24 protein-coding genes are annotated in these 23478 nt (G+C 70.1%); 11 read left to right on the top strand and 13 right to left on the bottom strand.

Going from position 1 to position 23478, the window contains the following annotated elements:
* Nucleotides 1–124: 124 nt before the first annotated feature.
* Nucleotides 125–1795 (top strand): M4 family metallopeptidase, encoded by a 1671-nt coding sequence (locus ACYVC6_RS21815; protein ID WP_460716653.1) that lies wholly within the window; start codon nt 125–127, stop codon nt 1793–1795.
* A 69-nt stretch (nt 1796–1864) separates the two neighbouring features.
* Here the strand turns inward: ACYVC6_RS21815 and ACYVC6_RS21810 are convergent, their stop codons facing one another.
* Nucleotides 1865–2419 carry a GNAT family N-acetyltransferase gene (locus tag ACYVC6_RS21810; protein WP_460716652.1) on the bottom strand — a complete coding sequence of 185 codons (555 nt, stop codon included), beginning with the start codon at nt 2417–2419 and terminating at the stop codon, nt 1865–1867.
* 71 nt (nt 2420–2490) lie between these two features.
* Here ACYVC6_RS21810 and ACYVC6_RS21805 point away from each other — a divergent pair, with 71 nt between their 5' ends.
* Entirely contained in the window at nt 2491–3489 is a 999-nt protein-coding gene (locus ACYVC6_RS21805; protein ID WP_460716650.1) for an aldo/keto reductase family protein, read from the top strand.
* On the opposite strand, the gene ACYVC6_RS21800 is transcribed toward ACYVC6_RS21805, so the two are convergent.
* Both ACYVC6_RS21800 and ACYVC6_RS21795 read right to left on the bottom strand, forming a co-directional pair.
* The gene (locus tag ACYVC6_RS21800) at nt 3458–4291 is read right to left on the bottom strand and encodes a hypothetical protein (RefSeq protein ID WP_460716649.1); all 834 of its coding nucleotides are present in this window, start codon (nt 4289–4291) and stop codon (nt 3458–3460) included. The two genes, ACYVC6_RS21805 and ACYVC6_RS21800, sit on opposite strands and share 32 nt — an antisense overlap.
* A gap of 9 nt (nt 4292–4300) precedes the next feature.
* Complete coding sequence (locus tag ACYVC6_RS21795; protein WP_460716648.1) at nt 4301–4897, bottom strand: DUF3043 domain-containing protein; 597 nt, start codon at nt 4895–4897, stop codon at nt 4301–4303.
* Between the two features lie 112 nt (nt 4898–5009).
* On the opposite strand from ACYVC6_RS21795, the gene ACYVC6_RS21790 reads away from it, so the two are divergent.
* Both ACYVC6_RS21790 and ACYVC6_RS21785 read left to right on the top strand, forming a co-directional pair.
* Entirely contained in the window at nt 5010–5861 is an 852-nt protein-coding gene (locus ACYVC6_RS21790; RefSeq protein WP_460716647.1) for a PspA/IM30 family protein, read from the top strand.
* A gap of 63 nt (nt 5862–5924) precedes the next feature.
* Nucleotides 5925–6635, top strand: coding sequence for a sensor histidine kinase (locus tag ACYVC6_RS21785; RefSeq protein WP_460716646.1), 711 nt, complete (start codon nt 5925–5927; stop codon nt 6633–6635).
* A gap of 114 nt (nt 6636–6749) precedes the next feature.
* On the opposite strand, the gene nadA is transcribed toward ACYVC6_RS21785, so the two are convergent.
* Nucleotides 6750–7931: a quinolinate synthase NadA gene (nadA, locus tag ACYVC6_RS21780; protein ID WP_460716642.1), complete on the bottom strand. Its 1182-nt coding sequence runs from the start codon at nt 7929–7931 to the stop codon at nt 6750–6752.
* 34 nt (nt 7932–7965) lie between these two features.
* Nucleotides 7966–8853 (bottom strand): GNAT family N-acetyltransferase, encoded by an 888-nt coding sequence (locus tag ACYVC6_RS21775; protein ID WP_460716641.1) that lies wholly within the window; start codon nt 8851–8853, stop codon nt 7966–7968.
* A 34-nt stretch (nt 8854–8887) separates the two neighbouring features.
* On the opposite strand from ACYVC6_RS21775, the gene ACYVC6_RS21770 reads away from it, so the two are divergent.
* Together ACYVC6_RS21770 and erpA are read left to right on the top strand one after the other, a co-directional pair.
* A complete protein-coding gene (locus ACYVC6_RS21770; RefSeq protein ID WP_460716640.1) occupies nt 8888–9973 on the top strand; it encodes a glycerate kinase family protein in 1086 nt (361 codons plus the stop codon).
* 78 nt (nt 9974–10051) lie between these two features.
* The gene (gene erpA, locus ACYVC6_RS21765; protein WP_460716639.1) at nt 10052–10408 is read left to right on the top strand and encodes an iron-sulfur cluster insertion protein ErpA; all 357 of its coding nucleotides are present in this window, start codon (nt 10052–10054) and stop codon (nt 10406–10408) included.
* An 87-nt stretch (nt 10409–10495) separates the two neighbouring features.
* Here the strand turns inward: erpA and ACYVC6_RS21760 are convergent, their stop codons facing one another.
* Nucleotides 10496–10714 (bottom strand): hypothetical protein, encoded by a 219-nt coding sequence (locus ACYVC6_RS21760; RefSeq protein ID WP_460716638.1) that lies wholly within the window; start codon nt 10712–10714, stop codon nt 10496–10498.
* 144 nt (nt 10715–10858) lie between these two features.
* On the opposite strand from ACYVC6_RS21760, the gene ACYVC6_RS21755 reads away from it, so the two are divergent.
* Complete coding sequence (locus ACYVC6_RS21755) at nt 10859–11803, top strand: carbohydrate kinase family protein (RefSeq protein WP_460716831.1); 945 nt, start codon at nt 10859–10861, stop codon at nt 11801–11803.
* On the opposite strand, the gene ACYVC6_RS21750 is transcribed toward ACYVC6_RS21755, so the two are convergent.
* Together ACYVC6_RS21750 and ACYVC6_RS21745 are read right to left on the bottom strand one after the other, a co-directional pair.
* Nucleotides 11796–12032: a sulfurtransferase TusA family protein gene (locus ACYVC6_RS21750; protein ID WP_460716637.1), complete on the bottom strand. Its 237-nt coding sequence runs from the start codon at nt 12030–12032 to the stop codon at nt 11796–11798. The genes ACYVC6_RS21755 and ACYVC6_RS21750 overlap by 8 nt on opposite strands.
* Complete coding sequence (locus tag ACYVC6_RS21745) at nt 12029–13117, bottom strand: cysteine desulfurase family protein (RefSeq protein WP_460716636.1); 1089 nt, start codon at nt 13115–13117, stop codon at nt 12029–12031. Before ACYVC6_RS21745 ends, ACYVC6_RS21750 begins: the two co-directional genes overlap by 4 nt.
* Before the next feature lie 114 nt (nt 13118–13231).
* On the opposite strand from ACYVC6_RS21745, the gene ctaC reads away from it, so the two are divergent.
* From ctaC to ACYVC6_RS21725, 4 genes are all read left to right on the top strand, one after another.
* A complete protein-coding gene (gene ctaC, locus ACYVC6_RS21740) occupies nt 13232–14128 on the top strand; it encodes an aa3-type cytochrome oxidase subunit II (RefSeq protein ID WP_460716635.1) in 897 nt (298 codons plus the stop codon).
* Nucleotides 14125–15879 (top strand): aa3-type cytochrome oxidase subunit I, encoded by a 1755-nt coding sequence (gene ctaD, locus ACYVC6_RS21735; RefSeq protein ID WP_460716634.1) that lies wholly within the window; start codon nt 14125–14127, stop codon nt 15877–15879. Before ctaC ends, ctaD begins: the two co-directional genes overlap by 4 nt.
* Entirely contained in the window at nt 15876–16298 is a 423-nt protein-coding gene (locus ACYVC6_RS21730; protein WP_460716633.1) for a cytochrome c oxidase subunit 4, read from the top strand. Before ctaD ends, ACYVC6_RS21730 begins: the two co-directional genes overlap by 4 nt.
* Before the next feature lie 90 nt (nt 16299–16388).
* The gene (locus ACYVC6_RS21725; RefSeq protein ID WP_460716632.1) at nt 16389–17618 is read left to right on the top strand and encodes a L,D-transpeptidase; all 1230 of its coding nucleotides are present in this window, start codon (nt 16389–16391) and stop codon (nt 17616–17618) included.
* Nucleotides 17619–17800: 182 nt separating this feature from the next.
* Here the strand turns inward: ACYVC6_RS21725 and ACYVC6_RS21720 are convergent, their stop codons facing one another.
* The 5 genes from ACYVC6_RS21720 to ctaE form a co-directional block, all read right to left on the bottom strand.
* Nucleotides 17801–18838, bottom strand: a complete 1038-nt coding sequence (locus ACYVC6_RS21720) for an LLM class flavin-dependent oxidoreductase (protein WP_460716631.1) — start codon at nt 18836–18838, stop codon at nt 17801–17803.
* Between the two features lie 114 nt (nt 18839–18952).
* On the bottom strand, nt 18953–20713 hold the full coding sequence (qcrB, locus tag ACYVC6_RS21715) for a cytochrome bc1 complex cytochrome b subunit (RefSeq protein ID WP_460716630.1): 1761 nt from the start codon (nt 20711–20713) through the stop codon (nt 18953–18955).
* 16 nt (nt 20714–20729) lie between these two features.
* On the bottom strand, nt 20730–21857 hold the full coding sequence (gene qcrA / locus ACYVC6_RS21710) for a cytochrome bc1 complex Rieske iron-sulfur subunit (RefSeq protein ID WP_460716629.1): 1128 nt from the start codon (nt 21855–21857) through the stop codon (nt 20730–20732).
* On the bottom strand, nt 21854–22741 hold the full coding sequence (gene qcrC, locus ACYVC6_RS21705; protein ID WP_460716628.1) for a cytochrome bc1 complex diheme cytochrome c subunit: 888 nt from the start codon (nt 22739–22741) through the stop codon (nt 21854–21856). The genes qcrA and qcrC overlap by 4 nt, the downstream gene beginning before the upstream one ends.
* A gap of 17 nt (nt 22742–22758) precedes the next feature.
* The gene (gene ctaE, locus ACYVC6_RS21700) at nt 22759–23400 is read right to left on the bottom strand and encodes an aa3-type cytochrome oxidase subunit III (protein ID WP_460716627.1); all 642 of its coding nucleotides are present in this window, start codon (nt 23398–23400) and stop codon (nt 22759–22761) included.
* Nucleotides 23401–23478 lie beyond the last annotated feature (78 nt).

Genomic DNA, 23478 nt, shown 5'->3' with positions numbered 1-23478 from the left:
CTGCAGGTTCCTGCAATACAAGAACCTGCGAACGCTCGTTGCTACCGCGGGGTAGCCGGGTCTTGCGAAGGTCGCCGGACGGATCGCCCGACTCGGGGCGTGCGAACTGAAGAGGTATGACGACATGCGAAGGACCATCACCCGGTCGCTGGGGCTCGGCACCGCCGCGCTGCTGGCGGCCACCGCACTGGGTACACAGCCCGGCAGCGCGACCACAGGCAGCGGGGCGGCCACCTCGGCCACCTCGGCCACGTCGACCACATCGAGCAACCGCGCCATCGACGGCACCGACCGGGCCGCCCGCGCGGCGATCAGCGGGCTCGCAGCCCACCCGCGGGCGGCGTTGCACACCGCCGGGCAGCGGTTCGCGGCGCGGGACGCGGTGGTGGACCGCAGCGGCGCCACCCACGTGCGCCTGGACCGGACCTACCGCGGCCTGCCCGTCCTGGGCGGCGATCTGGTCGTCCACCAGGGGCCGGGCGCCAGCTGGCAGGGCGTCAGCCAGACGCTGACCAAGCCGATCAGGCTCTCCACCACGCCGCGGCTCACGGCCGCGAAGGCCACCAGCAAGGCCCTCGCGAGGTCCACGGCCACCCGTTCGATCGCCAAGCTCCGGGCGGCGGGCACCCCGCGCCTGGTCGTCGAGACCCTCTCCGGCAAGCCTCGCCTCGCCTGGGAGGTCACGACCCTCGGCAAGCGCGCCGACCAGACGCCGAGCCGGCTCTCCACGATCGTCGACGCCCGCTCGGGCAAGGTCCTGCGCCGCGAAGAGCACGTCGTCAACGTCGACGGGACCGGCAACACGCTCTACAGCGGCACGGTCCCGCTGCAGGTGACGCAGTCCGGGTCGACCTACCAGCTCAAGGACGGCACCCGCGGCAACACCTACACGACCGACATGAACAACGCGACCGACTCGATCTGGTGCCAGATCTTCGGGTTCGGTTGCTCGGCGGGCACCCAGATCACCAGCACGACCACGACGTTCGGCAACGGCAGCAACAGCAACCGGGCGACCGCGGGCGCCGACGCGCAGTACGGCACCAACGTGACCTGGGACTACTTCCAACTCGTCCACGGCCGCAACGGGATCTTCGGCACCGGCGCGGGCTCCTTCAACCGGGTCCACTACGGCTCCAACTACGTCAACGCGTTCTGGGACGGCACCAAGATGACCTACGGCGACGGCGACGGGTCGAGCTTCGGACCGCTCGTCAGCCTGGACGTCGCCGGGCACGAGATGTCGCACGGCGTCACGGAGAACACCGCCGGCCTGACCTACTCGGGCGAGTCCGGCGGCCTCAACGAGGCCACCTCGGACATCTTCGGCACGATGGTGGAGTTCTACGCCGCCAACGCCGACGACCCGGGCGACTACCGGATCGGTGAGGAGTTCGACCTCGCGGACGGCTCGGGCTTCCGCCGGATGGACAACCCGATCGCCGACGGCAGCTCGCCCAACTGCTGGAGCAGCAACACCAAGAACCTCGACGTGCACTACTCCTCGGGGGTCGGCAACCACTTCTTCTACCTGCTGGCCGAGGGGTCGGGCGCCAGGACCATCAACGGGATCGCGCACAACTCGCCGACTTGCAACGGGTCGACGGTGACCGGCATCGGTCGCGACGCGGCTCAGCGGATCTGGTTCCGGGCACTGACCGTCTACATGACCTCGGGCACGACCTACGCCCAGGCCCGGACGGCCACGCTCAACGCGGCCACCGACCTGTTCGGGGCGGGGTCGACGCAGCGCGCCACGGTTGCGGCCGCTTGGAGCGCCGTCAGCGTCAACTGACCTGGCCCGGCGATTCGGCTGCGGACCGGCGGGGCTTCCCCGCCCGCGTCCGCAGCCGAATCGCCGGGGTCATGCCAGCGCGGTGTGCAGCCTGACCTGCTTGACGAGCGTCGAGCCGGTGCCGTCGAGGTCGAGCTCGCGGTGGGCGGAGTCCGGCGCCCAGCCGGCCTCGGTGAGGAACGCCCGCAGCGCGTCGTCGGTGGCCAGCACCCAGGTCACCGCGCGGGTGAACCGGTCGGCCACCATCGTGTCGGCCGCCGCCTGGAGCAGCCGGGACGCGTGCCCCTGGCCCCGGTCGGCCGGATCGACGGTCAGCTCCTGGAGCTCGCCGTCGGAGATCGGGTCGCAGTCCGGGTCGCTCGCCGGTCCGGTGATCGCGAAGCCGGTGACCCGGTTGCGCTCCAGGGCCACCAGCACCCGGTTGCGCGCGTCGCCGGGCTTCGTCATGGAGTCACGCCACGCAGCGGCCGCAGCCTCGACCGCTTCCGGTCCGCTCGGCATCGCCTCGGGCGGCAGCACGGCGCCGTACAGCTCGGGCCAGGCGCGCAGCTGCACCTCGGCGATGGCGGGGGCGTCGTCGGCCCAGGCCACCCGGACGGAGACGTCGGCTGAGGGCGTGGGCACGGAGCAATCCTCTCAGCAAGGTCCCCGGGGCCTCGGGTCCGGTCTTCACCTCAGCGCCTAGGGTCGGTGTCATGCAATTTCGCAATCTGGGTGGCATGAAGATCTCGGCGATCGCCTACGGCAACTGGCTGACCCACGGGTCGCAGGTCGAGGAGGACGCAGCGGTGGCCTGCGTGCACCGCGCGCTCGACGAAGGCATCACGACGTTCGACACCGCTGACGTCTACGCGAACACCAAGGCCGAGAGCGTGCTGGGCAAGGCGCTGGCCGGGCAGCGCCGCGAAGGGCTCGAGATCTTCACCAAGGTCTACTGGCCCACCGGCCCGGGGGAGCACAACGACCACGGCCTGTCGCGCAAGCACATCATGGAGTCCATCGACGGCTCGCTGCGTCGGCTCGGCACCGACTATGTCGACCTCTACCAGGCGCACCGCTACGACCACGAGACCCCGCTCGAGGAGACGATGGAGGCGTTCGCCGACGTCGTCCGCGCCGGCAAGGCGCACTACATCGGGGTCTCGGAGTGGCGCGCCGACGAGATCCGGGCCGGTCACGCGCTTGCCCGGGAGCTGCGCGTCCCGTTCGTCTCCAACCAGCCGCAGTACAACATGCTCTGGCGGGTCATCGAGGAGGAGGTCGTCCCGGCCAGCCAGGAGCTCGGCGTCCAGCAGATCGTCTGGTCGCCGATCGCCCAGGGGGCGCTCACGGGCAAGTACAAGCCGGGGGAGCAGCCGCCTCCGGGCTCGCGGGCCACCGACGACAAGGGCGGCTCGGACATGATCGAGCGCTGGATGAGGGACGATGTGCTCGAGAGGGTCCAGCGACTGCGGCCGATCGCCGACGAGGCCGGCCTCAGCCTGGCTCAGCTCGCCGTCGCGTGGGTGCTCCAGAACCCGAACGTCTCGGCTGCGATCATCGGCGCCAGCCGCCCCGAGCAGGTGTCCGAGAACGTGAAGGCCGCCGGTGTCACCCTCGAGGGTCCCCTCATGGACCGGATCGACGAGGTGGTCGGCGACATCGCCTTCCGGGACGCCTCGTTCAACGCCTCGCCGAAGAAGCGGGACTTCTGACGTCAGGGGCGTGCCGGAGCGCCAGCAGGACCGCCCCCACCGTCGCGAGGGCCAGCCCGAGTGACACGGCCGGCCACCAGCCCTCGCGGACGCCGTCCCCCAGGAAGGCGACGCCGACGGCGGCCGGGACGAAGGTCTGGGCCACGATGAGCGACGCGGTGGTCGACGGCACGGCCGCGCCGTGCATGCCGAGCGAGTAGAGCCAGAACGCCACCAGGCTGAACGACGGGACAGCGAGCGCGGCGGCGACGACGGCCGTCTCCACCGGGGTGCCCACGCCGCGCACCGCGATCGCCGAGCCGGCGTAGCCCAGCCCGGCCAGCAGGCCAACAAGCGGGCCGGCCAGGTGGCGCCCCGCCAGCGAGGCGAGAGCCAGCGCCGCCACACCGAGCCACAGGAGCACGGCGAAGGTGGATGTGGTGACCACTGCCCCCGGGTCCCCCGCACCGAACGAGAGCAGCACCAGCCCGGTGGTCACCAGGCCGACGGCGAGCCAGCCGGTGCGGCGGAGGGCGTCCTCCACCCGGTGTGAGACGAGCGCCGCCACCGGCAGCGACATCGCGACCAGGGCCTGGGCGAGGTAGAGCGGGAGATACCAGATGGCGACGGCGTGCAGCAGGAAACCGAGGAGGTAGGCCGCGACGACGAGCATCATCCGGACGTCGCGCAGCGAGCGGACCACGAAACCGGCCAGCCGGTCGGGGGTCTCGGGATGGCGGCGTACGGCCTGCGCCTGGACGACCGCCGCGACGCCGAACACCGCCGCGGACAGCAGGCCGGCGGCGAGGCCAAGGAGCGGCAAGGTAGTCGGCTAGCGGCGGTAGTCGTCGGGGAGCGGCTGGCCCAGCTTGACCCGGGCCTTGGGCAGCCGCATGAACTTCATCTGCAGGGCCCGCGTGATCGCGTAGTAGGTGAGGCCCTTCGTCGGCTCGTCGGGGAAGCGTTGGGCGAGCTGGCGGCGCAGTCGCATCCGGAGCGCGAACATGTCCATGATCACCAGCAGAACCGTGCCGAGCAGGATGGTGTTGCCGATCGAGCGCAGCGTCGCGTTGCCGGAGTAGCCGAGCACCATGGTCACGATGAGCAGCGGGATGAGCAGCTCGACGAAGGAGAGTCGGGAGTCGACGAAGTCGCGGACGAACCGGCGCACCGGACCCTTGTCCCGTGGGAGCAGGTAGCGCTCCTCGCCCGACTTCATCCCGGCGCGCACCTTGGCGCTGGACTCGCTCTTGGCGAGCCGCTGGGCGGCCATCATCTCCTTGCGCGTGCGCGGCACCTTGGCGCGTGCCTTGGCGGCCGCCTCCGCCTCCTTGCGGGTCGGTGTGGGGCGACCCTTGCCATCGACCCGGCCAGCGCTCTGGGCGGTCTCGGCGGCGGTCTCGCTGTCGGACTTGCTACGACGGAACAACGGAGCCTTCTTCGGTGGGATCTTCGGTGCGCACGGTGTTGAACGGCCGGATCAGCCGCGCCGAGTCTACGTCCCTCGCGCGCGCTTGCCGCTCGGCCGTAGGGTGACCCGCATGAGCCTGTGGCAGCGCTTCCTCAACATCTTCCGATCCAAGGCCAACAAGGTCCTCGACAGGGCCGAGGACCCGCGCGAGATGTTGGACTACAGCTATCAGCGCCAGCTCGAGCTGTTGACCAAGGTGCGGCGCGGCGTCGCCGACGTGGCCACCAGCCGCAAGCGCATGGAGATGCAGGTCGCCCAGCTCGAGACGCAGTCCGCCAAGCTCCAGGGGCAGGCCGAGAAGTCGCTGGAGATGGGTCGCGAGGACCTCGCCCGTGAGGCCCTCACCCGCAAGTCCGGTCTCAACGCCCAGATCGACTCGGTCCGCGCCCAGGTCGCACAGCTCCAGGGCGAGGAGGAGAAGCTGACGATGGCCCAGTCGCGGCTCCAGGCGCAGGTCGAGGCGCTGCGAACCCGCAAGGAGACCATCAAGGCGACCTACACCGCCGCCGAGGCCCAGACCCGCATCAACGAGGCGGTCTCCGGGCTCGGCGACGAGATGGGCGACGTCGGTGCGGCCATCCAGCGCGCCGAGGACAAGACGGCGCAGATGCAGGCCCGGGCCAGCGCGATCGACGAGCTGATCGCCTCCGGTGCCCTCGACGACGCGTCCGCGCTCAACCGCGGCGACGACATCACCCGCGAGCTCGAGGCGATGAGCTCGCAGGCCGAGGTGGAGGCTGAGCTCGCGCGGCTCAAGGGCTCCACCAGCGAGCTGCCGGCCGCCGAGGCCCCGGAGGCCATCGAGGCCGCCCCGACGCCCGGCGAGATCCTCGCCGAGGAGCCGGTGGCCGAGGCCGTCACCGAAGGTGCGACCGAGACCGCCCCCGAGACTGCCGCTGAGGGCCAGGCCGACAAGGCCTAGACACCTCCGAGCGGCTCGTCGGGTTCGGCCACGGGAGCCGACCGGCGTTCCTATGCTGGGCCGGTGACCGACCCCGACCCCGAAGCCGAGCTGCGTGCGCGGCTCGCGCGCAGTGATGAGCGGCTGGCGTCGTTCGCCGGGCAGGTCACCCACGACCTCAAGACGCCCCTCACGACGATGTCCCTGTCGCTGGAGCTGATCCGCGACGAGCTCGAGGACGGCGCCAGCGCTGAGGACCTCGTGCCGCTGATCACCCGGGCCCTCGGAGCCTCGGCGCGGATGACGCGGATGATCGAGGACGTGCTCGCCTACGCGCGGCTCGACACCTCGATCGAACGCGTGCCGGTCGACCTTGCGCAGGTCGTCGCGGAGGTCGTCACGGATCTCGACGGCCGCCTCGACGACGTCGACCTCCAGATCGGCGAGCTGCCGGTCATCGCGGGTGACGAGGCCCTGCTGCGCAGCCTGCTCCAGCACCTGCTGAGCAACGCGGCCAAGTTCCGGTCCCCGGACCGCCCGCCGGCGATCGCGGTCAGCGCGTCACGCGTGGGGCCGCGCTGGCGGATCGCGGTCGTCGACAACGGGATCGGGATCCCGGAGGACCGGCGCGAGGAGGTCTTCGAGCCGATGGTCCGCCTCGACAAGCGGATCGAAGGCGTCGGCATCGGCCTGGCGACCTGTCACCGGGTGGTGGACGCACACGGCGGAACGATCGGGGCGACTGACGGGCGGGACGGCATCGGGGCGACGTTCTGGGTCGAGCTTCCTGCTTGAGTCCCAGCACCGGCTCACCAGGTCTCGTGACGGTCGCTGCGCGACCTCCTCGACCACCGCCGCCCTCGCGCGTCGCGCTCGCTCGCTGCGCTCGCTGCACGCGCCACGCGTGGGCTAGTCCCTGTGCGTCTTGCCCGGCAGGGCGAGCATCCGGTCCAGGGCCACCTTGGCCCACCGCTCGGTCTCCGGGTCGACCTCGATCTGGTTGACGACCTTGCCGCTGACGAGTGATTCCATCGCCCACACGAAGTGCGGCAGGTCGATCCGGTTCATCGTCGAGCAGTAGCAGACGGTCTTGTCCAGGAAGACCACTCGCTTGTCCGGGTGGTCGGCCGCCAACCGCTTGACCAGGTTGAGCTCGGTGCCGACCGCCCAGGCGGTGCCGGGCGCCGCGGCCTCGATGGTGTTGATGATGAACTCCGTCGAGCCGACCAGGTCGGCCTTGAGGACCACCTCGTGGGTGCACTCGGGGTGCACCAGGATCTGGATGTCCGGGATGGTGGCGCGCAGGTCGTCGATCGTGTCCGGGGAGAAGCGACCGTGCACGGAGCAGTGGCCCTTCCAGAGGATCATCCGGGCGTCGCGGAGCTGCTCGACGGTGAGCCCGCCATGGGGGCGGTGCGGGTCCCAGACCACGCAGTCGTCCAGGGACATCCCCATCTTGAGCACCGCGGTGTTGCGGCCGAGGTGCTGGTCGGGGAAGAACAGGACCTTGGAACCCCCAGCGTCCGACTTCTGGGAGAACGCCCACTCGAGCGCGGTCTCCGCGTTGGACGAGGTGCAGACGGCACCGCCGTTGCGGCCGCAGAACGCCTTGATGTCGGCGCTGGAGTTCATGTAGGTCACAGGCACGACCGTGTCGGCGATGCCGGCCTCCACGAGTGCGTCCCACGCGTCCTCGACCTGGGTGAGCCGGGCCATGTCGGCCATCGAGCAGCCGGCGGCCAGGTCGGGGAGGATCACCTTCTGGTCGGGCGAGGTGAGGATGTCGGCCGACTCGGCCATGAAGTGGACACCGCAGAAGACGATGAACTCGGCCTCGGGGCGCGCGGCCGCCTCGCGCGCGAGCTTGAACGAGTCGCCGGTGACGTCGGCGAACGCGATGACCTCGTCGCGCTGGTAGTGGTGCCCGAGCACGAACACCCGGTCACCCAGTGCCTCCTTGGCCGCGTGGGCACGGGCGACCAGATCAGGGTCGGAGGGCGAGGGGAGGTCCCCGGGGCATTCCACGCCGCGCTCGGAGCCCAGGTCCACCCCGCGGCCGAGTGGCAGGAGCGGCAGGTCGACGGTCGTCATGCGGCCATCCTAGGTTTCGGTGCTCCGTGGGGTGTCAGAGCAGGGCACCGTGATGAACGTACGGCGCGGGCGGTTTCATCCCGCGCAGCGCGAGATAGCCCTCCTGGTGCAGGTCCAGCCGGGCCGTCAGCCCGACGTCGATGGCCCACTGGTTGGCCGCGGTGACGTGCGGGACGAGCGCACGTCCTTGGATGTCGGCGAGGACGGCCCAGAGCAGCCGTTGCGCGGTCCGCCGGTTGCTGGCCGCGAGCAGCTGCAGCCGCCCCGGGCCGGCGTAGGCGTATCCCGAGCCGGTGCTCGTGTCGGTGACCAGCAGCCGGAAGGACGACAGCAGCTGGTGGTGGTCCGGGCCGTGGGCCGCCCCTCGAGTACGCCGATCGAGGGAGTCCATGAGCTCGAGGTCGCCCGCCGCGCCCTCACGGACCTTGTCGATGCCGGGGTCGACGGGGATGGCTGACCTGTCGACCTCGCCCATGAGGAACATCTGGGGGTGCAGGTCGAAGCCCGCGGCCCGGTAGCGCCGCACGGCCCTGGGGTCGGACGAGGCCGACAGCATCCCGCGCAGGCAGCCACGCCCGTGGTGCAGAGCCGCCTCGAGCAGAGGCCGGCCGATCCCCTGGCCCTGGAGGCCGGGCCGTACGACATAGGTGGCGAGACACCACATGAGCTCACGGCGCAAGGAGGTGGCGAAGCCGAGCATGCCGGTGTCGTCCTCGGCGACCCAGCAGCCGCCGGGATCGGTGTCCAGGAGATGGTGGGTGCGGCGTTCCCACCCGGCGCTGTGCTCGGCGGTCCGCCGCTCCGGCGCCGGACGGTCCGCCCGCTGCGCGCCGAGGTCGAGCTGGTAGAAGCCCTCGTCGCTGAGCCGCTCGGCCTGCGGCACGTCCTCGGGCCGCATCGGCCGGATCGTCCAGTCGCCCACGGCTGCACCGTACGAGGCGGGCAGGATGTGCCGCATGCGGGTTCTCGTGGCGCCGGACAAGTTCGCCGGCACGCTGACCGCGGTCGAGGCGGCCCGGGCGATCGCCACGGGCTGGGCGCGGCAGGCGCCGGGCGACGAGCTCGACCTCGCACCCATGTCGGACGGTGGTCCGGGCTTCGTCGACGTCCTGCATGCCGCGCTCGGCGGCGAGCTCCTGGCCCAGACGGTCCGCGGCCCGCTCGGCGAGCCGGTCCCGGCAACGGTGCTGCTGGTCGGTGACACGGCGTACGTCGAGAGCGCCCAGGCGTGCGGCCTGCACCTGACCGGCGGCGAGGGTGCCGAGAGCGCGACGACGTACGGCGTGGGCGAGCTGCTGAGCGCAGCCATGGTGACCGGCGCCACGACGGTCGTGGTCGGCCTCGGCGGCAGCGGCACCAACGACGGGGGAGCGGGCCTGCTGGCTGCGCTCGGCGCTACGTCGCCGATTGCCCTGGACGCGGGCGCGGCCGGGCTGCAGGGGGTCACCGAGGTGGATCTCGCGGCCGCCCGCGAGGCGGTCGGTCAGGTTCGCCTGGTCGCCGCCAGCGACGTCGAGAGCCCGCTGACGGGGCTGTTCGGCGCCACCAAGACGTTCGGGCCCCAGAAGGGCATCCCCGAGGAGCGGCTCCCGGTCGTCGACGGCTGGCTGGAGCAGTGGGCCGGGGCGGTGGACCGGCGCCTCGCCCTGGAGAAAGGTGCCGGCGCCGCCGGCGGGCTCGGCTTCGCGCTCCTGGCGCTGGGCGCGACCCGGGAGCCCGGGATCGACCTGGTGGTGGACGCGGTCGGCCTGCGGGAGCGGGCGCGGGCCGCCGACCTGGTGGTCACCGGCGAGGGAGCCTTCGACTTCTCCAGCCGCTCCGGCAAGGTCCCCTACGGCGTCGCAGCGGTCGCCGAGGCGGCCCTGCGGCCCTGCGTGGCGCTGGCCGGCCAGGTGCTGGTCGGCTCGCGGGAGATGCGGGCGCTGGGCGTGGAGTCGGCGTACGCGCTGGTCGACCTGGTGGGCAGGGAGCGGGCCTTCGCTGATCCGGCCGGCGCGCTGGCCGACGTGGCGGAACGGGTCGCGCGGACCTGGTCACGTTGACTCTGGGAATAACCCCCGGTGTGCGACCATTGAGGCAGGCAGAGCACCGCCACGCCCCGAGACTTTGGGAGTCCCACAGTGACCGAGCAGGTCGAGACCGAGCGACGCACCGACAGCATCAACCTCAGCGACGTCGCCGCAGGCAAGGTGAAGAGCCTCCTCGAGCAGGAGGGTCGTGACGACCTCGCCCTCCGCATCTCCGTGCAGCCCGGTGGCTGCTCGGGCCTGCGCTACCAGCTGTTCTTCGATGAGCGCACCCTCGACGGCGACGTCGTCACCGACTTCGACGGCGTGTCCGTGGTGGTGGACCGGATGAGCGTCCCCTACCTCAACGGCGCGATGATCGACTTCGTCGACTCCATCGAGAAGCAGGGCTTCACCATCGACAACCCCAACGCCACCGGCTCCTGCGCCTGCGGCGACAGCTTCCACTGATCTGAGCCGTCCGAGGGACGAGGGCGGGTCAGATCGATGGTGGTCGAGCAGCCGCGTGTCGAGACCTCCGCAGCGAAGGCTCCCAACTCAATCCAGGTGTAGTTCGAGCGCGTTCGCGATCCGCTGGGCGGCCTCGGAGATCGTGATCTCGCGCTTGGGCACCTCTCGCGGGAAGTCCTCGAAGAGGATGCTCGGCGCGGGCTGGGAGACCTTCTCGGCGGCGCGCTCCAGGCGGAGGTGACGGCCCGCGGCACGGCAGTCCGCCTGCATCTGAGCGGGGGTGGCCAGATCGTCGTACGCCGTCATGTCTTCGACGCTAGTCACTACTGACGGGTACGCCGAGTCGTACCGATCGGTAGTGTTCCCCTATCGTCTGCGTACGTGCCTGACACCTCTGCGAGCCCGCGTGGGTCCCTGCTGATCGCGGGCTCCATCGCCACCGACCACCTGATGACTTTCGGCGGCAAGTTCGCCGACTCGCTGGTGGTCGAACAGCTCGACAAGCTGTCGGTGTCGTTCCTCGTCAACGACCTGGAGATCCGCCGCGGCGGCGTCGCCGCCAACATGTGCTTCGGCCTCGGCCGGCTGGGCCTGGAGCCTGTGCTGGTGGGCGCTGCCGGCGAGGACTTCGCCGACTACCGCTCGTGGCTGGAGCGGCATGGGGTCGACTGCGGGCACGTCCGGATCTCCGAGACCCAGCACACCGCCAGGTTCATCTGCACGACCGACAACACCGGCGCCCAGTTCGCCTCGTTCTACCCCGGCGCGATGAGCGAGGCCCGGCTGGTCGAGCTCGCCCCGATCGTGGCGGACGTCGGGGCGCCGTCCTACGTCCTCATCGGCGCCGACGACCCCGACGGGATGCTGCGCCACACCGACGAGTGCCGCACGCGCGGCTATCCCTTCATCGCCGACCCGAGCCAACAGCTCGCGTTCAGCGAGGGAGAGCTGATCCGCAACCTCATCGACGGCGCGGCCTACCTGTTCTCCAACGAGTACGAGTCGCACCTCATCGAGCAGAAGACCGGGTGGTCGGCCGCTGACCTGCTCGAGCGGGTCGGCACACAGGTGACGACGCTCGGCGCGGCCGGGGCGCGGATCACCCGCAGGGACGGGACCGCGATCGAGGTGTCGGCGGCCAAGGACGTTGCCGCGATCGAGCCCACGGGCGTCGGCGACGCCTTCCGCGCCGGCTTCCTGGCCGCGCTCGCGTGGGGGCTCAGCGAGGACCACGCCGCCCAGGTGGGCTGCGTGCTCGCGGCCTACGTCGTGGAGACGGTCGGTCCCCAGGACTACACGTTCACCGCCGACCAGTTCCTCGACCGCCTGGACCACTCCTACGGAGGGGAAGCGGCCGCCGCCGTGCGCCCCCACCTGGTCCGAGCCGTCAGCTGAGCCGCCGCACCAGGTAGCGCGGCACCCCGTCCTCGGCGAGGTCCGCCCCGACGTACTCCTGCTCGCGCATCCGGCACCAGGCCGGAACGTCGTAGGCCGCGGCTGCGTCGGTCGAGACGACCGCGACGACGCCACCGACCTCGACCTCGCCGATCCGCCGGCCGAGCTCGATGACCGGCTGTGGACAGACCAACCCGCGACAGTCGAGCTCGAGGTCCGCGGTGGTCACAGGCCGGCCTCCGGCCGGGCCTCGGCCACGACCTCCGGCAGGACCGCCAGGAACGCGTCGACGTCGGTCTCGGTGGTGTCGCGGGCCAGCGACACCCGGACGTTGCCGTGCGTGAGTGCGCCCATGGCCGCCAGGACGTGGCTGGGCTCGAGCGAGGAGGCGGTGCACGCGGACCCGCTCGCGACCCCGAAGCCACGGCGGTTCAGCGCGTCGACCAGCACCTCGCCGTCGACGTAGAGGAAGGAGAACGTGACCAGGTGGGGGAGCCGATCCACAGGATCGCCGACCACCTCGGTGTCGGGGATCCGGGCGACCGCGTCGCGGATCCGGGCCACCAGGGCATGCTGACGAGTGTTTACCTCGGCATGCTCGGCCACCACGGCCTGGAGGGCCGCGGCGGCGCCCAGCGCGGCCGGGACGTTCTCGAACCCGCTCACCCGCTCGTCGATCCGGTCGTCGGCGGGGAACGGGTTGCGCCAGGCCGTGCCCTTGCGGACCAGCAGGACGCCGACCCCGGCTGGGCCGCCCCATTTGTGCGCCGAACCGGCCACCACCGCCCAGCCGTCGCGAAGCGGCACCCGACCCATCGAGGCGCAGGCGTCGCGGAAGACCACGCCCTCACCCACGGCGGGCTGGATCGTCCCCACCTCGTGGTTGGCCTCCTGGAGCGCGAGGACGTCGTAGTCACCCAGTCGCTCGGGATCGATGCGCCCGGTCGCGTCCACCGGGAGCGACCGGACCTGCAGGTCCGGTCGCCAGGCCAGGGCGTGCAGGACCGCGGAGTGCTCGACCGCCGAGTGCGCGACCGTCGCACCCGGGCGCAGCAGCCCCAGCAGGCCACGGTGGACCGCATCGGTGCCCGAGGACGTGAACGTGACCTCGTCGCGGCGGACGCCGAGCGCCTCGGCCACCGCCTCGCGTGCGTTGTCGAGGATCAGCCGGGCGTGGCGGGCCGGTGTGTGCAGCCGGCGCGGGTCGGCGTACCCCTGGTCGAGCGCGGCGAGCATCGCCTCGCGGGCCGCCGGGTGCAGCGGCTCGGAGGAGGCAGTGTCCAGGTAGCCCCTGGAGTATCCGCCGTCGCCCACGTGTGAAAACTACCCGTCGGGGGGACCCACCCGGAGCCCGGCGGGCGGCAGCGTTGGGCTAGGGTCAGCACTTGCCAGATCAGTGATGTTCGCAGTGAGTCGAGAGGGGCTCTTGTGGGTCTTCAGCGCCTTGGGCGATGGGGCATTCCACTCGTCGGTGCCGCGCTGTTGTTGAGCGGTTGTTCCGACGACACCGAGGCCGGTCGGCTCGCCATGCCCGACCCCGCGTCGGTGCAGGGGGAGGAGATCCTCGACCTGTGGCAGGGGGCCTGGATCGCGGCACTGATCACCGGCGTGGTCGTCTGGGGCCTGATCTTCTTCGCCGTGGTGAAGTTCCGCCGCCGCAGCGACGACGAGATCCCGATCCAGACGCGCTACAACCTGCCGCTGGAGATCTTCTACACGCTCGCACCCGTCGTCATGGTCATCGTGTTCTTCAACCACACGGTGAAGGTGCAGAACGACGTGCTGCGCGACGAGGCCGTGCCCGACAACATCGTCGAGGTCACCGGCCAGCAGTGGTCGTGGACGTTCAACTACGGTCTCGGCGAGCTCGACCCGAGTGCCGACGACGACCGCACGGACGACCGATACTCCTACGAGGAGTACGCCTACGAGGCCGGCACCGGCTCGCGCATCCCGGAGCTGTGGCTGCCGGTCGACGAGACGACCCGCTTCAACCTCTACAGCCCCGACGTGATCCACAACTTCGGTGTCCCCAGCTTCCTGATGCGCATGGACGTCATCCCCGGCCGGGTCAACCACTACGTCATCACCCCGACCCGCGAGGGTGTCTACCGCGGGGCCTGCTACGAGCTGTGCGGGGTCTACCACTCGCGGATGCTCTTCGAGGTGCACGTCGTGAGCCGCGAGGCCTACGACGCCCACGTCGCGGAGCTCGAGGAGGCCGGCCAGACTGCCGACGAGCCCGTGCGCGGCGGCCAGGACGCCTACACCCAGCAAGGCCTCGACGGCGCTGAAGGCACTGCAGAGGAAGAGGACTCCGAGTGACCGCCACTGCGTCCCACCCCACCGCCGCGACCCCCGCGCGCAGGCCGCTCGGCCAGCAGCTCGCGCGGATCCTCACCACGACCGACCACAAGCTGATCGGCAAGCTCTACCTCGTCACCTCCTTCGCCTGGTTCATGGTCGGCGGCCTGTTGGCGATGCTGATCCGCTCCGAGCTCGCCTACCCGGGCCAGCAGGTCGTCAACGAGCAGCTCTACAACCAGCTCTTCACGATGCACGGGCTGATCATGCTGCTGCTGTTCGCGACGCCGCTCTTCTTCGGGTTCGGCAACGTGATCATGCCGCTGCAGATCGGCTCGCCGGACGTCGCGTTCCCGCGGCTCAACATGTTCAGCTACTGGCTCTTCCTCTTCGGTGGCCTGATCGCGGCCTCCGGCTTCCTGACCCCGGCAGGTGCGGCCGACTTCGGCTGGTTCATGTATGTGCCCCTGTCCGACGCCGTGCGCTCGCCCGGCGTCGGCGGCGACCTCGGCATCATGGGGCTCTGGATGGCCGGTCTGGGCACCATCCTGGGTGCGGTCAACTTCATCACCACGATCATCTGCATGCGTGCCCCCGGCATGACCATGTTCCGGATGCCGATCTTCGTCTGGAACACCCTGGTCACCAGCCTGCTGGTGCTCATCGCGTTCCCGGTGCTGGCCGGCGCACTGCTGATGCTGGAGGCCGACCGCCAGCTGGGCGCCAACGTGTTCGACTCCGCCCACGGCGGCGCGGTCCTGTGGCAGCACCTGTTCTGGTTCTTCGGGCACCCCGAGGTCTACATCATCGCGCTGCCGTTCTTCGGCATCGTGACCGAGATCCTGCCGGTGTTCAGCCGCAAGCCGATCTTCGGCTACATCGGCCTGGTGGGCGCGACGCTCGGCATCGCGATCCTCTCGGTGGCGGTCTGGGCGCACCACATGTTCGTCACCGGGGCGGTCGACCTGCCGTTCTTCAGCGGCATGACGTTCCTGATCGCCGTTCCTACAGGGGTCAAGTTCTTCAACTGGATCGGCACGATGTGGGGGGGAAGTCTGTCCTTCGACACCCCCATGCTGTGGACGATCGGCTTCCTCACGACCTTCCTGTTCGGTGGCCTCACCGGCATCATCCTGGCCAGCCCACCCCTGGACTTCCACGTCTCCGACTCCTACTTCGTGGTCGCGCACTTCCACTACGTGGTGTTCGGGACGGTCGTCTTCGCGATGTTCGCGGGCTTCTACTTCTGGTGGCCGAAGATGACCGGCCGGATGCTCGACGAGCGGCTGGGCAAGGTGCACTTCTGGATGGTGTTCGTCGGCTTCCACACGACGTTCCTGGTGCAGCACTGGCTGGGTGTGGAGGGGATGCAGCGCCGGATCGCGGACTACCTGCCCGAGGACGGCTTCACTGCGCTCAACCAGGTCTCGACGGTCGGTGCGTTCCTGCTGGGTGCCTCGACGCTCCCGTTCTTCTACAACGTCTACATCTCCCGCAAGGCGCCGCTGGTCGAGGTCGACGACCCCTGGGGCTGGGGCCGCTCGCTCGAGTGGGCCACGAGCTGCCCGCCGCCGCGGCACAACTTCGTCACCATCCCGCGGATCCGCTCCGAGTCGCCCGCGTTCGACCTGCACCACCCCGAGGTCGCCGCGATCGAGCTCGACCAGAACGAGGCGGCCGCCGAGGGTCGGCTGGCGGACGCGCCGGACATGGAGGGGCGTGAGGAGCTGGTCGAGGACCGGCTCGACGACGAGAAGGGTGAGAGCCGGTGAAGGCGGAGGCGTGGATCTTCGGGGCGTGCGCGATCTTCTTCCTCCTGGTCACCCCGGCCTACTGGCTCGTGACCGACGCCAGCTCCCACACAGGTGGCGGTGACTGGACCGGCACCTCGGCGCTGGCCATGACCTTCCTGCTGGTGCTGATGGTGACCATCTTCCTCGGCTTCCACGCCAACAAGATGGACCCGCGTCCGGAGGACCGGAAGGACGCCGAGATCGCCGACGGCGCCGGTGAGCTGGGGTTCTTCCCGCCCTACTCGTGGTGGCCGCTGTGGTGTGCCCTGGCGTTGGGCACCGTGACCTACGGCGTGGCGATGCTCGCCTGGTGGCTGGTGATCATCGGGGGCGCTTTCGGCGCGATCGCGCTGTCGGGATGGATCTTCGAGTACTACCGGGGTGAGCACGCTCACTAGACGCAACCTTCTGCGTCGCCGTTTCGTCTCCTGTAGGACGCCTTGGTTAGCCTTTCAAAGGCTGATCGACCTACCCCTCTGGAGCCCCTGATGACCTCCCTGGCCGTCCGTTCGACGACCGGCGCCGTCGCGCTCGTCCTGGCCGCGACGCTGCTCAGCGCCTGCGAGGCAGGATCGGCCGGCCCGGACGCGGGTCCGGGGGCTGAGGACAGCAGTCCCTCCGCGTCGGCGACCGAGGACTCCGAGGCGCCGGCCGCCTCCATCAGGAGCAACGTCAAGAGGGGCGCCCGCGACGTCCCGGTGGACACGCTGTTGCGGATCGCGGCGACCCACGGCCGGCTGAGCACGGTCACGGTGACCGGCTCTGGCGAGGTCGGTGCCCTGGAAGGGACGATCTCGGGCGACGGCGGCATGTGGAAGACCGAGGACCGCCTCGAGCCCGCCACGACGTACGCCGTGGAGGCGACCGTCCGGGGCGCGGACGGCGACGTCGTCACCCGGCGGTCGCGCTTCAGCACCCAGGACCTCTCACTGGACCAGCAGACCTACCCCTCGGTGGCGCCCCTCGCCGGTGAGACCGTGGGCGTGGGGATGCCGATCATCGTCAACTTCGACGTCCCCGTGACCGACCGCGCCTCCTTCGAGCGCCACATGAAGGTCACGTCCACGCCAGAACAGGCCGGTGGGTGGTACTGGCTGAGTGACCAGACGGTTCACTACCGGACCAAGAAATACTGGAAGGCCGGGACCACGGTCAGCGTCGACGTCGATGTCAACAGCGTCCCTGCCGGCAACGGCATCTACGGCCAGGAGAGCCGGCACGTCGACTTCCAGGTCGGTGACGCCCACGTCTACAAGGTGAACATGGACACCTACCAGATGCGGGTGCTGTCCAACGGCAAGCTGCTGCGCACCCTGCCGGTGACGACCGGTGAGGAGCCGAAGTTCACCACCCGGTCAGGCATCAAGGTCATCATGGAGAAGTTCGACGCCAAGCGGATGAACTCCGAAACGGTCGGCATCCCCGCCGACAGCGCCGACGGCTACGACATCGACAACGTCCAGTGGGCGATGCGGGTGACCTCCTCCGGCGAGTTCATCCACGCCGCACCCTGGTCGGTCGGCTCACAGGGCTCGGCCAACGTCTCCCACGGGTGCACCGGCTTGAGCACCGCCGACGCCGACTGGCTCTACCACATGAGCGTGCGCGGAGACGTGGTCGAGTATGTCGGCACCGACCGCACCATCGAGCCCGGCAACGGCTGGTCCGACTGGAACCTCACCTGGGCCGAGTACCAACAAGGATCAGCGCTGTCCTGATACCCCCGCGAGCTTCGGCCCCGGCCCACGACGGACGCTCCGCTCCGCTCCGCGGAGCTCCGCCGTCCATCGTGCGCGCGGGACCGATCGCGGGGCGCGCTCGCTTCGCTCGCAGATTCAAGCGCCCGTGGCCTCGGGCCGTCGTTCTGATGCGCTGAGGCGCCCGGACCTCGTGCGGGTATTCAGCTCAGCAGGTCCTTGACGCGGGGGACGACCTGGGTGCCGTATAGCTCGATGGCGGTCATCAGGTGTTCGTGCGGCATCGTGCCGTTGCTGTACTTGAGGTCGAACCGGGACAGGCCGAGGACCTCGATGGTGCGGGCGATCCGCTGCGCAACGCTCTCCGGCGAGCCGACCATGAGCGCACCGTGTGTCGCCTCGGCGTCGTACTGCTCGCGGGTGGCGGGCGGCCAGCCTCGGTCCCGGCCGATCCGGTCCCTCATCGCCCGGTAGTGCGGCCACAGCAGCTCGCGCGCGTGGTCGTCGGACGCCGCGACGAAGCCGGGGGAGTGGACGCCGACCGGCAGCGTCGGCTGGTCCAGCTCCTGCAGAGCCCGGTGGTAGAGCTCGACGTATGGCGCGAAACGAGCGGGGTCGCCGCCGATGATCGCCAGCATGAGCGGCAGGCCGTACCTCGCGGCGCGGACGACCGACTCGGGAGAGCCGCCGACGCCGATCCAGGTGGGGATCATGCCGCGCTCGGTCTTGGGGTGGACGTCGGCATCGACCAGCGGCCGTCGGGTGCGGCCCTCCCACGAGACCGGCTGCTCGCTGCGCAACCGGGCGAACAGGTCGAGCTTCTCCGCGAACAGGATCTCGTAGTCGGCGAGGTCGTAGCCGAACAGCGGGAACGACTCGGTGAACGAGCCACGCCCGAGGGTGACCTCGGCGCGGCCGTGGGAGACGGCGTCCAGGGTGGCGAACCGCTCGTAGACGCGCACGGGGTCGTCGGAGCTCAGCACCGTGACCGCCGTGCCCAGGGTGACGCGTTCGGTGCGCGAGGCGATCGCGGCCAGCACCATGTCGGGCGAGGAGACCGCGAAGTCGTCTCGGTGGTGCTCGCCGATGCTCACGTGGTCCAGGCCGACCTGTTCGGCCAGCACGGCCTCCTCGACGACGTTGCGGAGCACCTCGGCGTCACTCAGGCGTCGTCCGTCCCCGTCGACGGTCACGTCGCCGAACGTGTCGATCCCGAACGTGACTGTCACGTGGTCGGCCATGTGGTCGCCTTCCAGCCTCGTGTCACCTGGTCTCGTGACGGTCGCTGCGCGACCTCCTCGACCACCGCCGCCCTCGCGTGTCTCGCTCGCTTCGCTCGCTCGACACGCGTGGGGCTAGTGATCGCCGCGGAGCGCCTCGTCCTCGACGAGGTGGTGACCGTCGAACTGGTGACCGTCGGCCGACACGCCTTCCAGCGGCGCCTGGAGCTCGTGCTCGTGCTCGGCGTGGTGGTGGCCCGCCTCGAGCTCCTCGACCGTCGGCTTCTGCACGTTGTCGGCGTACATCGTGGTCTGCAGACGGCGACGGATGCCGGCGAGCGGGCTGCGCTTGGGCTCGAGCCCGTTGGCGTCGGTGCCGTCCGAGCCGGCCTGCAGCTCGGCGAGGTCCGGGTCGCGGTCGCGGGCGGTCATCGTGAAGGCCCGGGCCTCGCTGATCGGCAGGTGCCGCTCGGAGTAGCCGCCCTCCGGAGACCGCATGATGATGCCGGTCTCGTAGCCGTGGAGCAGGAGCTCCTCGTCCTTGCGCTGCAGAGAGATGCACCAGCGCTTGGTGATGATGAACGCGATGACCGGGCCGAGGAACACCGCCGCCCGCATGAAGTAGGTGATCTGGTTGATCGACAGGTCGAACGTGATCGCGATCAGGTCGTTGCCGCCGGCTGCCCAGGACAGGCCGTAGAACGTCATCAGCGCGACCATCACCGCGGTGCGGGTCGGGGCGTTGCGCGGTCGCTGGAGAAGGTGGTGGTCCCGCTTGTCGCCCGTGATCCACTGCTCGAGGAACGGCAGGAGGATCAGGATCGTCAGCATCAGCGGCGGGACGAGCAGGATCGGGACCATCACGTTCCACGAGATCGTGTGACCGAAGATGTGGCTCTCGATGCCCGGCATGATGCGCAGCAAGCCGTCCGGCCAGCCCATGTACCAGTCGGGCTGGGAACCGGCCGTGACCTTGGACGGGTCGTAGGGGCCGAACAGCCACACCGGGTTGATGGACATCAGCCCGCCCATCAGCGCCGTGACGCCGAAGACGATGAAGAAGAACCCGCCGGCCTTGGCGGCGTAGACCGGCAGCATCGGGTAGCCGACCACGTTGTGCTCGGTGCGGCCGGGGCCGGGCCACTGCGTGTGCTTGTGGTAGACGAGGAGCAGCATGTGCGCGGTGATCAGGGCGAGCAGCAGCCCCGGGATCAGGAGCACGTGGATCGTGTAGAACCGCGGGATGATCGAGGCACCCGGGAACTCACCGCCGAAGAGGAAGAACGACATGTAGGTCCCGACGACCGGGCTCGCCTTCAGGAACCCGTCGGCCGCCCTGATGCCGGTGCCGGAGAGCAGGTCGTCGGGCAGGGAGTAGCCCGTGAAGCCCTCGAGGGTGCCGAGGAACAGCAGCAGGCAGCCGATCACCCAGTTGAGCTCGCGGGGCTTGCGGTGGGCGCCGGTGAAGAACACGCGCAGCAGGTGGATCATCATCGCCGCGATGAAGAGCATCGCCGACCAGTGGTGCATCTGGCGCATGAGCAGGCCGCCACGCACGTCGAAGGACAGCTTCAGGCTCGAGGCGTAGGCCTCCGACATCTCCACGCCCCGCAGCGGGTCGTAGGAGCCGCCGTAGTGGACCTCGCCCATGCTCGGGACGTACCAGAAGGTCAGGAAGACGCCCGTCAGCAGCAGGACCACGAAGCTCCAGAGGGCGACCTCGCCCAGCATGAAGGACCAGTGGTCGGGGAAGACCTTGCGCAGGTTCTTCTTCATCACCGTCGCCAGGCCGAGCCGGTCGTCGGCCCAGGTGGCGACGGCGCCTGCGCGGTTGGGCTTCTTCGCGGTCGCCGCGGAGGTGTTGCTGTCTGCGACCTTGCTGGTGTCGATGCTCATCTCAGTCCCCGCTCACTCACTCGGTCGTGCTCGCCTGGGAGTCGCGCTCCCAGTAGCTGGGGCCAACGGGTTCGCGGAAGTCGCTCTGGGCCACGAGGTAACCCTCCTCGTCGACCATCAGCGGCAGCTGCGGCAGGGCTCGGGCCGCGGGGCCGAAGATCACCTTCGCGGAGTCCGCGAGGTCGAAGGTCGACTGGTGGCAGGGACAGAGGAGGTGCTGGGTCTTGCGCTCGTTGAGCGAGATCGGGCAGCCGACGTGGGTGCAGATCTTGGAGTAGCAGAGGATTCCGTCGACGTCCCAGTCCTCCCGGCCCTTGCCGGGGATGTTGTCGGCGGGATCCATCCGAGTGAGGATCACCGCGCCCTTCGACTTCGCGACCTGCAGCGGCACCCCCTCGAGGAGCGGCTCGCCGTTCTCGTCGACCGCGAACACCGTCTCCGGCTCGGCGTTGACGAGGTCGCCGATCACTAGGTCGGAGGGACGGATCGGGGTGCCGACCACGTCGCGGACGACGCGGGTGCCCCGCTGCCAGACGGTGTGCTCGAGGCCGGCACCGGGGTAGTCCCCGTCCTCGGTGACCTGCGCGTTGGTCGGGCCCAGGTCGCGGAAGAGCACCACCGCCGGTGCCAGGAGCACGGTCACCGCGCCGAGCAATGAGTTGCGGACCAGCGGACGGCGGGCGATGCCGGACTCCTCGACTCCCTGGGTCAGCGCGCCCACGGTGGCCTCGCGGTCCTCGTCGGAGGAGCGGGCGGGGTGACGCATCTCCACGATCTCGTGGTCGGCCATCAGCTTGCGGGCCCACTGGATCATCCCGATCCCGATGAGCAGCAGTGCGCCGCCGAGGGCCGACCCCAGCGCGACTGTCGACGCCCCGAGCCCGAGGACGGTGTCGTGGTTGTCGCCGGTGTCGAGCGTGAAGTAGGCGACCACGAAGAGCACGGCGCAGACCGTGGAGAGACCGAAGAGACCGGCGATCTGGCGTTCCGCGCGCTTCTCCTGCTCCGGGTCGACGTCAGTGGGCCGCCAGGTGTGGGCGGGCAGACCGGGGTTTGCGATCGGCTCGTCCGGCGGGAGCGCCGGGAGGCCGTGGTCCTCGCCGTGGCCGTTCTGCTCGGGGTGGCCGTTGCCTTCGGCGCTCATGCCGCGTGACCGTCCTTCTGCTTCGTCGAGCGGGTGGTGTGGGCGGCGATCCAGACGGCGAACCCCACCATCGCGCCGATCCCGACCACCCAGGCGAACAGCCCTTCGCTCACCGGGCCGAGGCCGCCCAGGGTGAAACCTCCGTAGGCGGGCTGCTCGCGCAGCGAGTAGAGGTAGGCGATCACGTCCCGCTTCTCCTCGGGCGACAGGTTGCCGTCGGAGAAGTTGTCCATGTTGCCCGGGCCGGTGATCATCGCCTCGTAGATGTACTTGGCCTCGGTGTTGCTGAGGTTGGGGGCGTAGCCGCCGCGCGGCATCGCGCCGCCCTTGCCGGAGAAGGCATGGCATGCCGTGCAGTTGGTCCGGAAGATCAGGCCGCCGCGGGCGATCGCCTCGACCCTCTCCTCCTCGCTGAGGTCGGCGGTCGAGTAGTCCGCCTCGTCCGGCACCGAGGGGCCCGGGGCCAGGCTCGCGACGTAGGCCGCGAGGGCGTCGATCTCGTCCTGGCTGTAGGTCGTGGGCTTTGCCGGGTTCTGCTGGCCCGGCTGGGCCATCGGCATCCGGCCCGTGCCGACCTGGAAGTCGACCGCCGCAGCGCCGACCCCGGCCAGCGACGGGCCGAAGTGGTTGCCCTTGACGGTGTCGATCCCCTCGCCGTTCTGCCCGTGGCAGGTGGCGCAGCCGACCAGGAAGAGCTCACGTCCCTCGCGGACGAGCTCGTCGTTGCTGTCGGTCGTGCCCGCCTGCGCGGGCGCGAACGCGGCGTAGAGGCTGCCGGTCAGCACCAGGCCGAGCAGGAGCAGGACGGCGCCCGCGATCGGGCGGCGGCGGTGTCGCGAAAGACGGCCGGCCCAGCGGTTGGTCCAGCCGTTGACGTGCCTCATGCCGGAGATCCGCTCCCTCACTTGATCAGGTAGATCGTGGCGAACAGCCCGATCCACACGACGTCGACGAAGTGCCAGTAGTAAGACACCACGATGGCGCTGACCGCCTGCTCGTGGGTGAAGCGCCGGGCGATGTAGGTGCGGCCCAGGACGAACAGGAAGGCGATCAGACCACCGGTCACGTGGATCCCGTGGAAGCCCGTGGTCAGGTAGAACATCGAGCCGTAGGCCGAGCTGGAGATCGTCACGTCCTCCTGCACGAGCGAGGCGTACTCGGTCACCTGCCCGGCGATGAACACCGCGCCCATGAAGTAGGTCAGGATGAACCACTCGCGCAGGCCCCACCCACGCACGTCAAACAGCGGGCCGCGCCGGCCGACCTGACCGCGCTCGGCGGCGAAGACGCCGAGCTGGCAGGTGAGCGACGACAGCACCAGGACCGTGGTGTTGACCGACGCGAACGGGATGTTGAGCAGGGCGGTGTTCTGGTCCCAGAGCTCGGGGCTGACCGAGCGGATCGTGAAGTAGGCCGCGAACAGCGCCGCGAAGAACATCAGCTCGCTGGAGAGCCAGATGATCGTGCCGACGCTGACCATGCTCGGCCGGTCGTGGTGCCCGTGCAGACGGGAGGCCGGAATGGTCGTCGCTGCTGTCGCCACGCGGTCATTATGTCGTGACCGGCTCCGGGGGTCAGACCCGGGGCGGGCGTGTTCGGCGGCGGTGCGTCCGACCTAGTC

The sequence above is a fragment of the Nocardioides dilutus genome, assembly GCF_054779555.1.
Note: the sequence above shows the minus strand (reverse complement) of the source record. Positions and strands in the feature narration are given on the sequence as shown.

Bases quoted from the DNA above. Each gene is read 5' to 3' on its own strand.
- ACYVC6_RS21790 (WP_460716647.1), top strand. From the start codon at position 5,010: ATGAGCCTGTGGCAGCGCTTCCTCAACATCTTCCGATCCAAGGCCAAC.
- qcrA (WP_460716629.1), bottom strand. From the start codon at position 21,857: ATGAGCGCCGAAGGCAACGGCCACCCCGAGCAGAACGGCCACGGCGAG.
- qcrC (WP_460716628.1), bottom strand. From the start codon at position 22,741: ATGAGGCACGTCAACGGCTGGACCAACCGCTGGGCCGGCCGTCTTTCG.
- qcrB (WP_460716630.1), bottom strand. From the start codon at position 20,713: ATGAGCATCGACACCAGCAAGGTCGCAGACAGCAACACCTCCGCGGCG.
- ACYVC6_RS21770 (WP_460716640.1), top strand. From the start codon at position 8,888: ATGCGGGTTCTCGTGGCGCCGGACAAGTTCGCCGGCACGCTGACCGCG.
- ACYVC6_RS21755 (WP_460716831.1), top strand. From the start codon at position 10,859: ATGACTTTCGGCGGCAAGTTCGCCGACTCGCTGGTGGTCGAACAGCTC.
- nadA (WP_460716642.1), bottom strand. From the start codon at position 7,931: ATGACGACCGTCGACCTGCCGCTCCTGCCACTCGGCCGCGGGGTGGAC.
- ACYVC6_RS21815 (WP_460716653.1), top strand. From the start codon at position 125: ATGCGAAGGACCATCACCCGGTCGCTGGGGCTCGGCACCGCCGCGCTG.
- ACYVC6_RS21720 (WP_460716631.1), bottom strand. From the start codon at position 18,838: ATGGCCGACCACGTGACAGTCACGTTCGGGATCGACACGTTCGGCGAC.
- ACYVC6_RS21760 (WP_460716638.1), bottom strand. From the start codon at position 10,714: ATGACGGCGTACGACGATCTGGCCACCCCCGCTCAGATGCAGGCGGAC.
- ACYVC6_RS21805 (WP_460716650.1), top strand. From the start codon at position 2,491: ATGCAATTTCGCAATCTGGGTGGCATGAAGATCTCGGCGATCGCCTAC.
- ACYVC6_RS21725 (WP_460716632.1), top strand. From the start codon at position 16,389: ATGACCTCCCTGGCCGTCCGTTCGACGACCGGCGCCGTCGCGCTCGTC.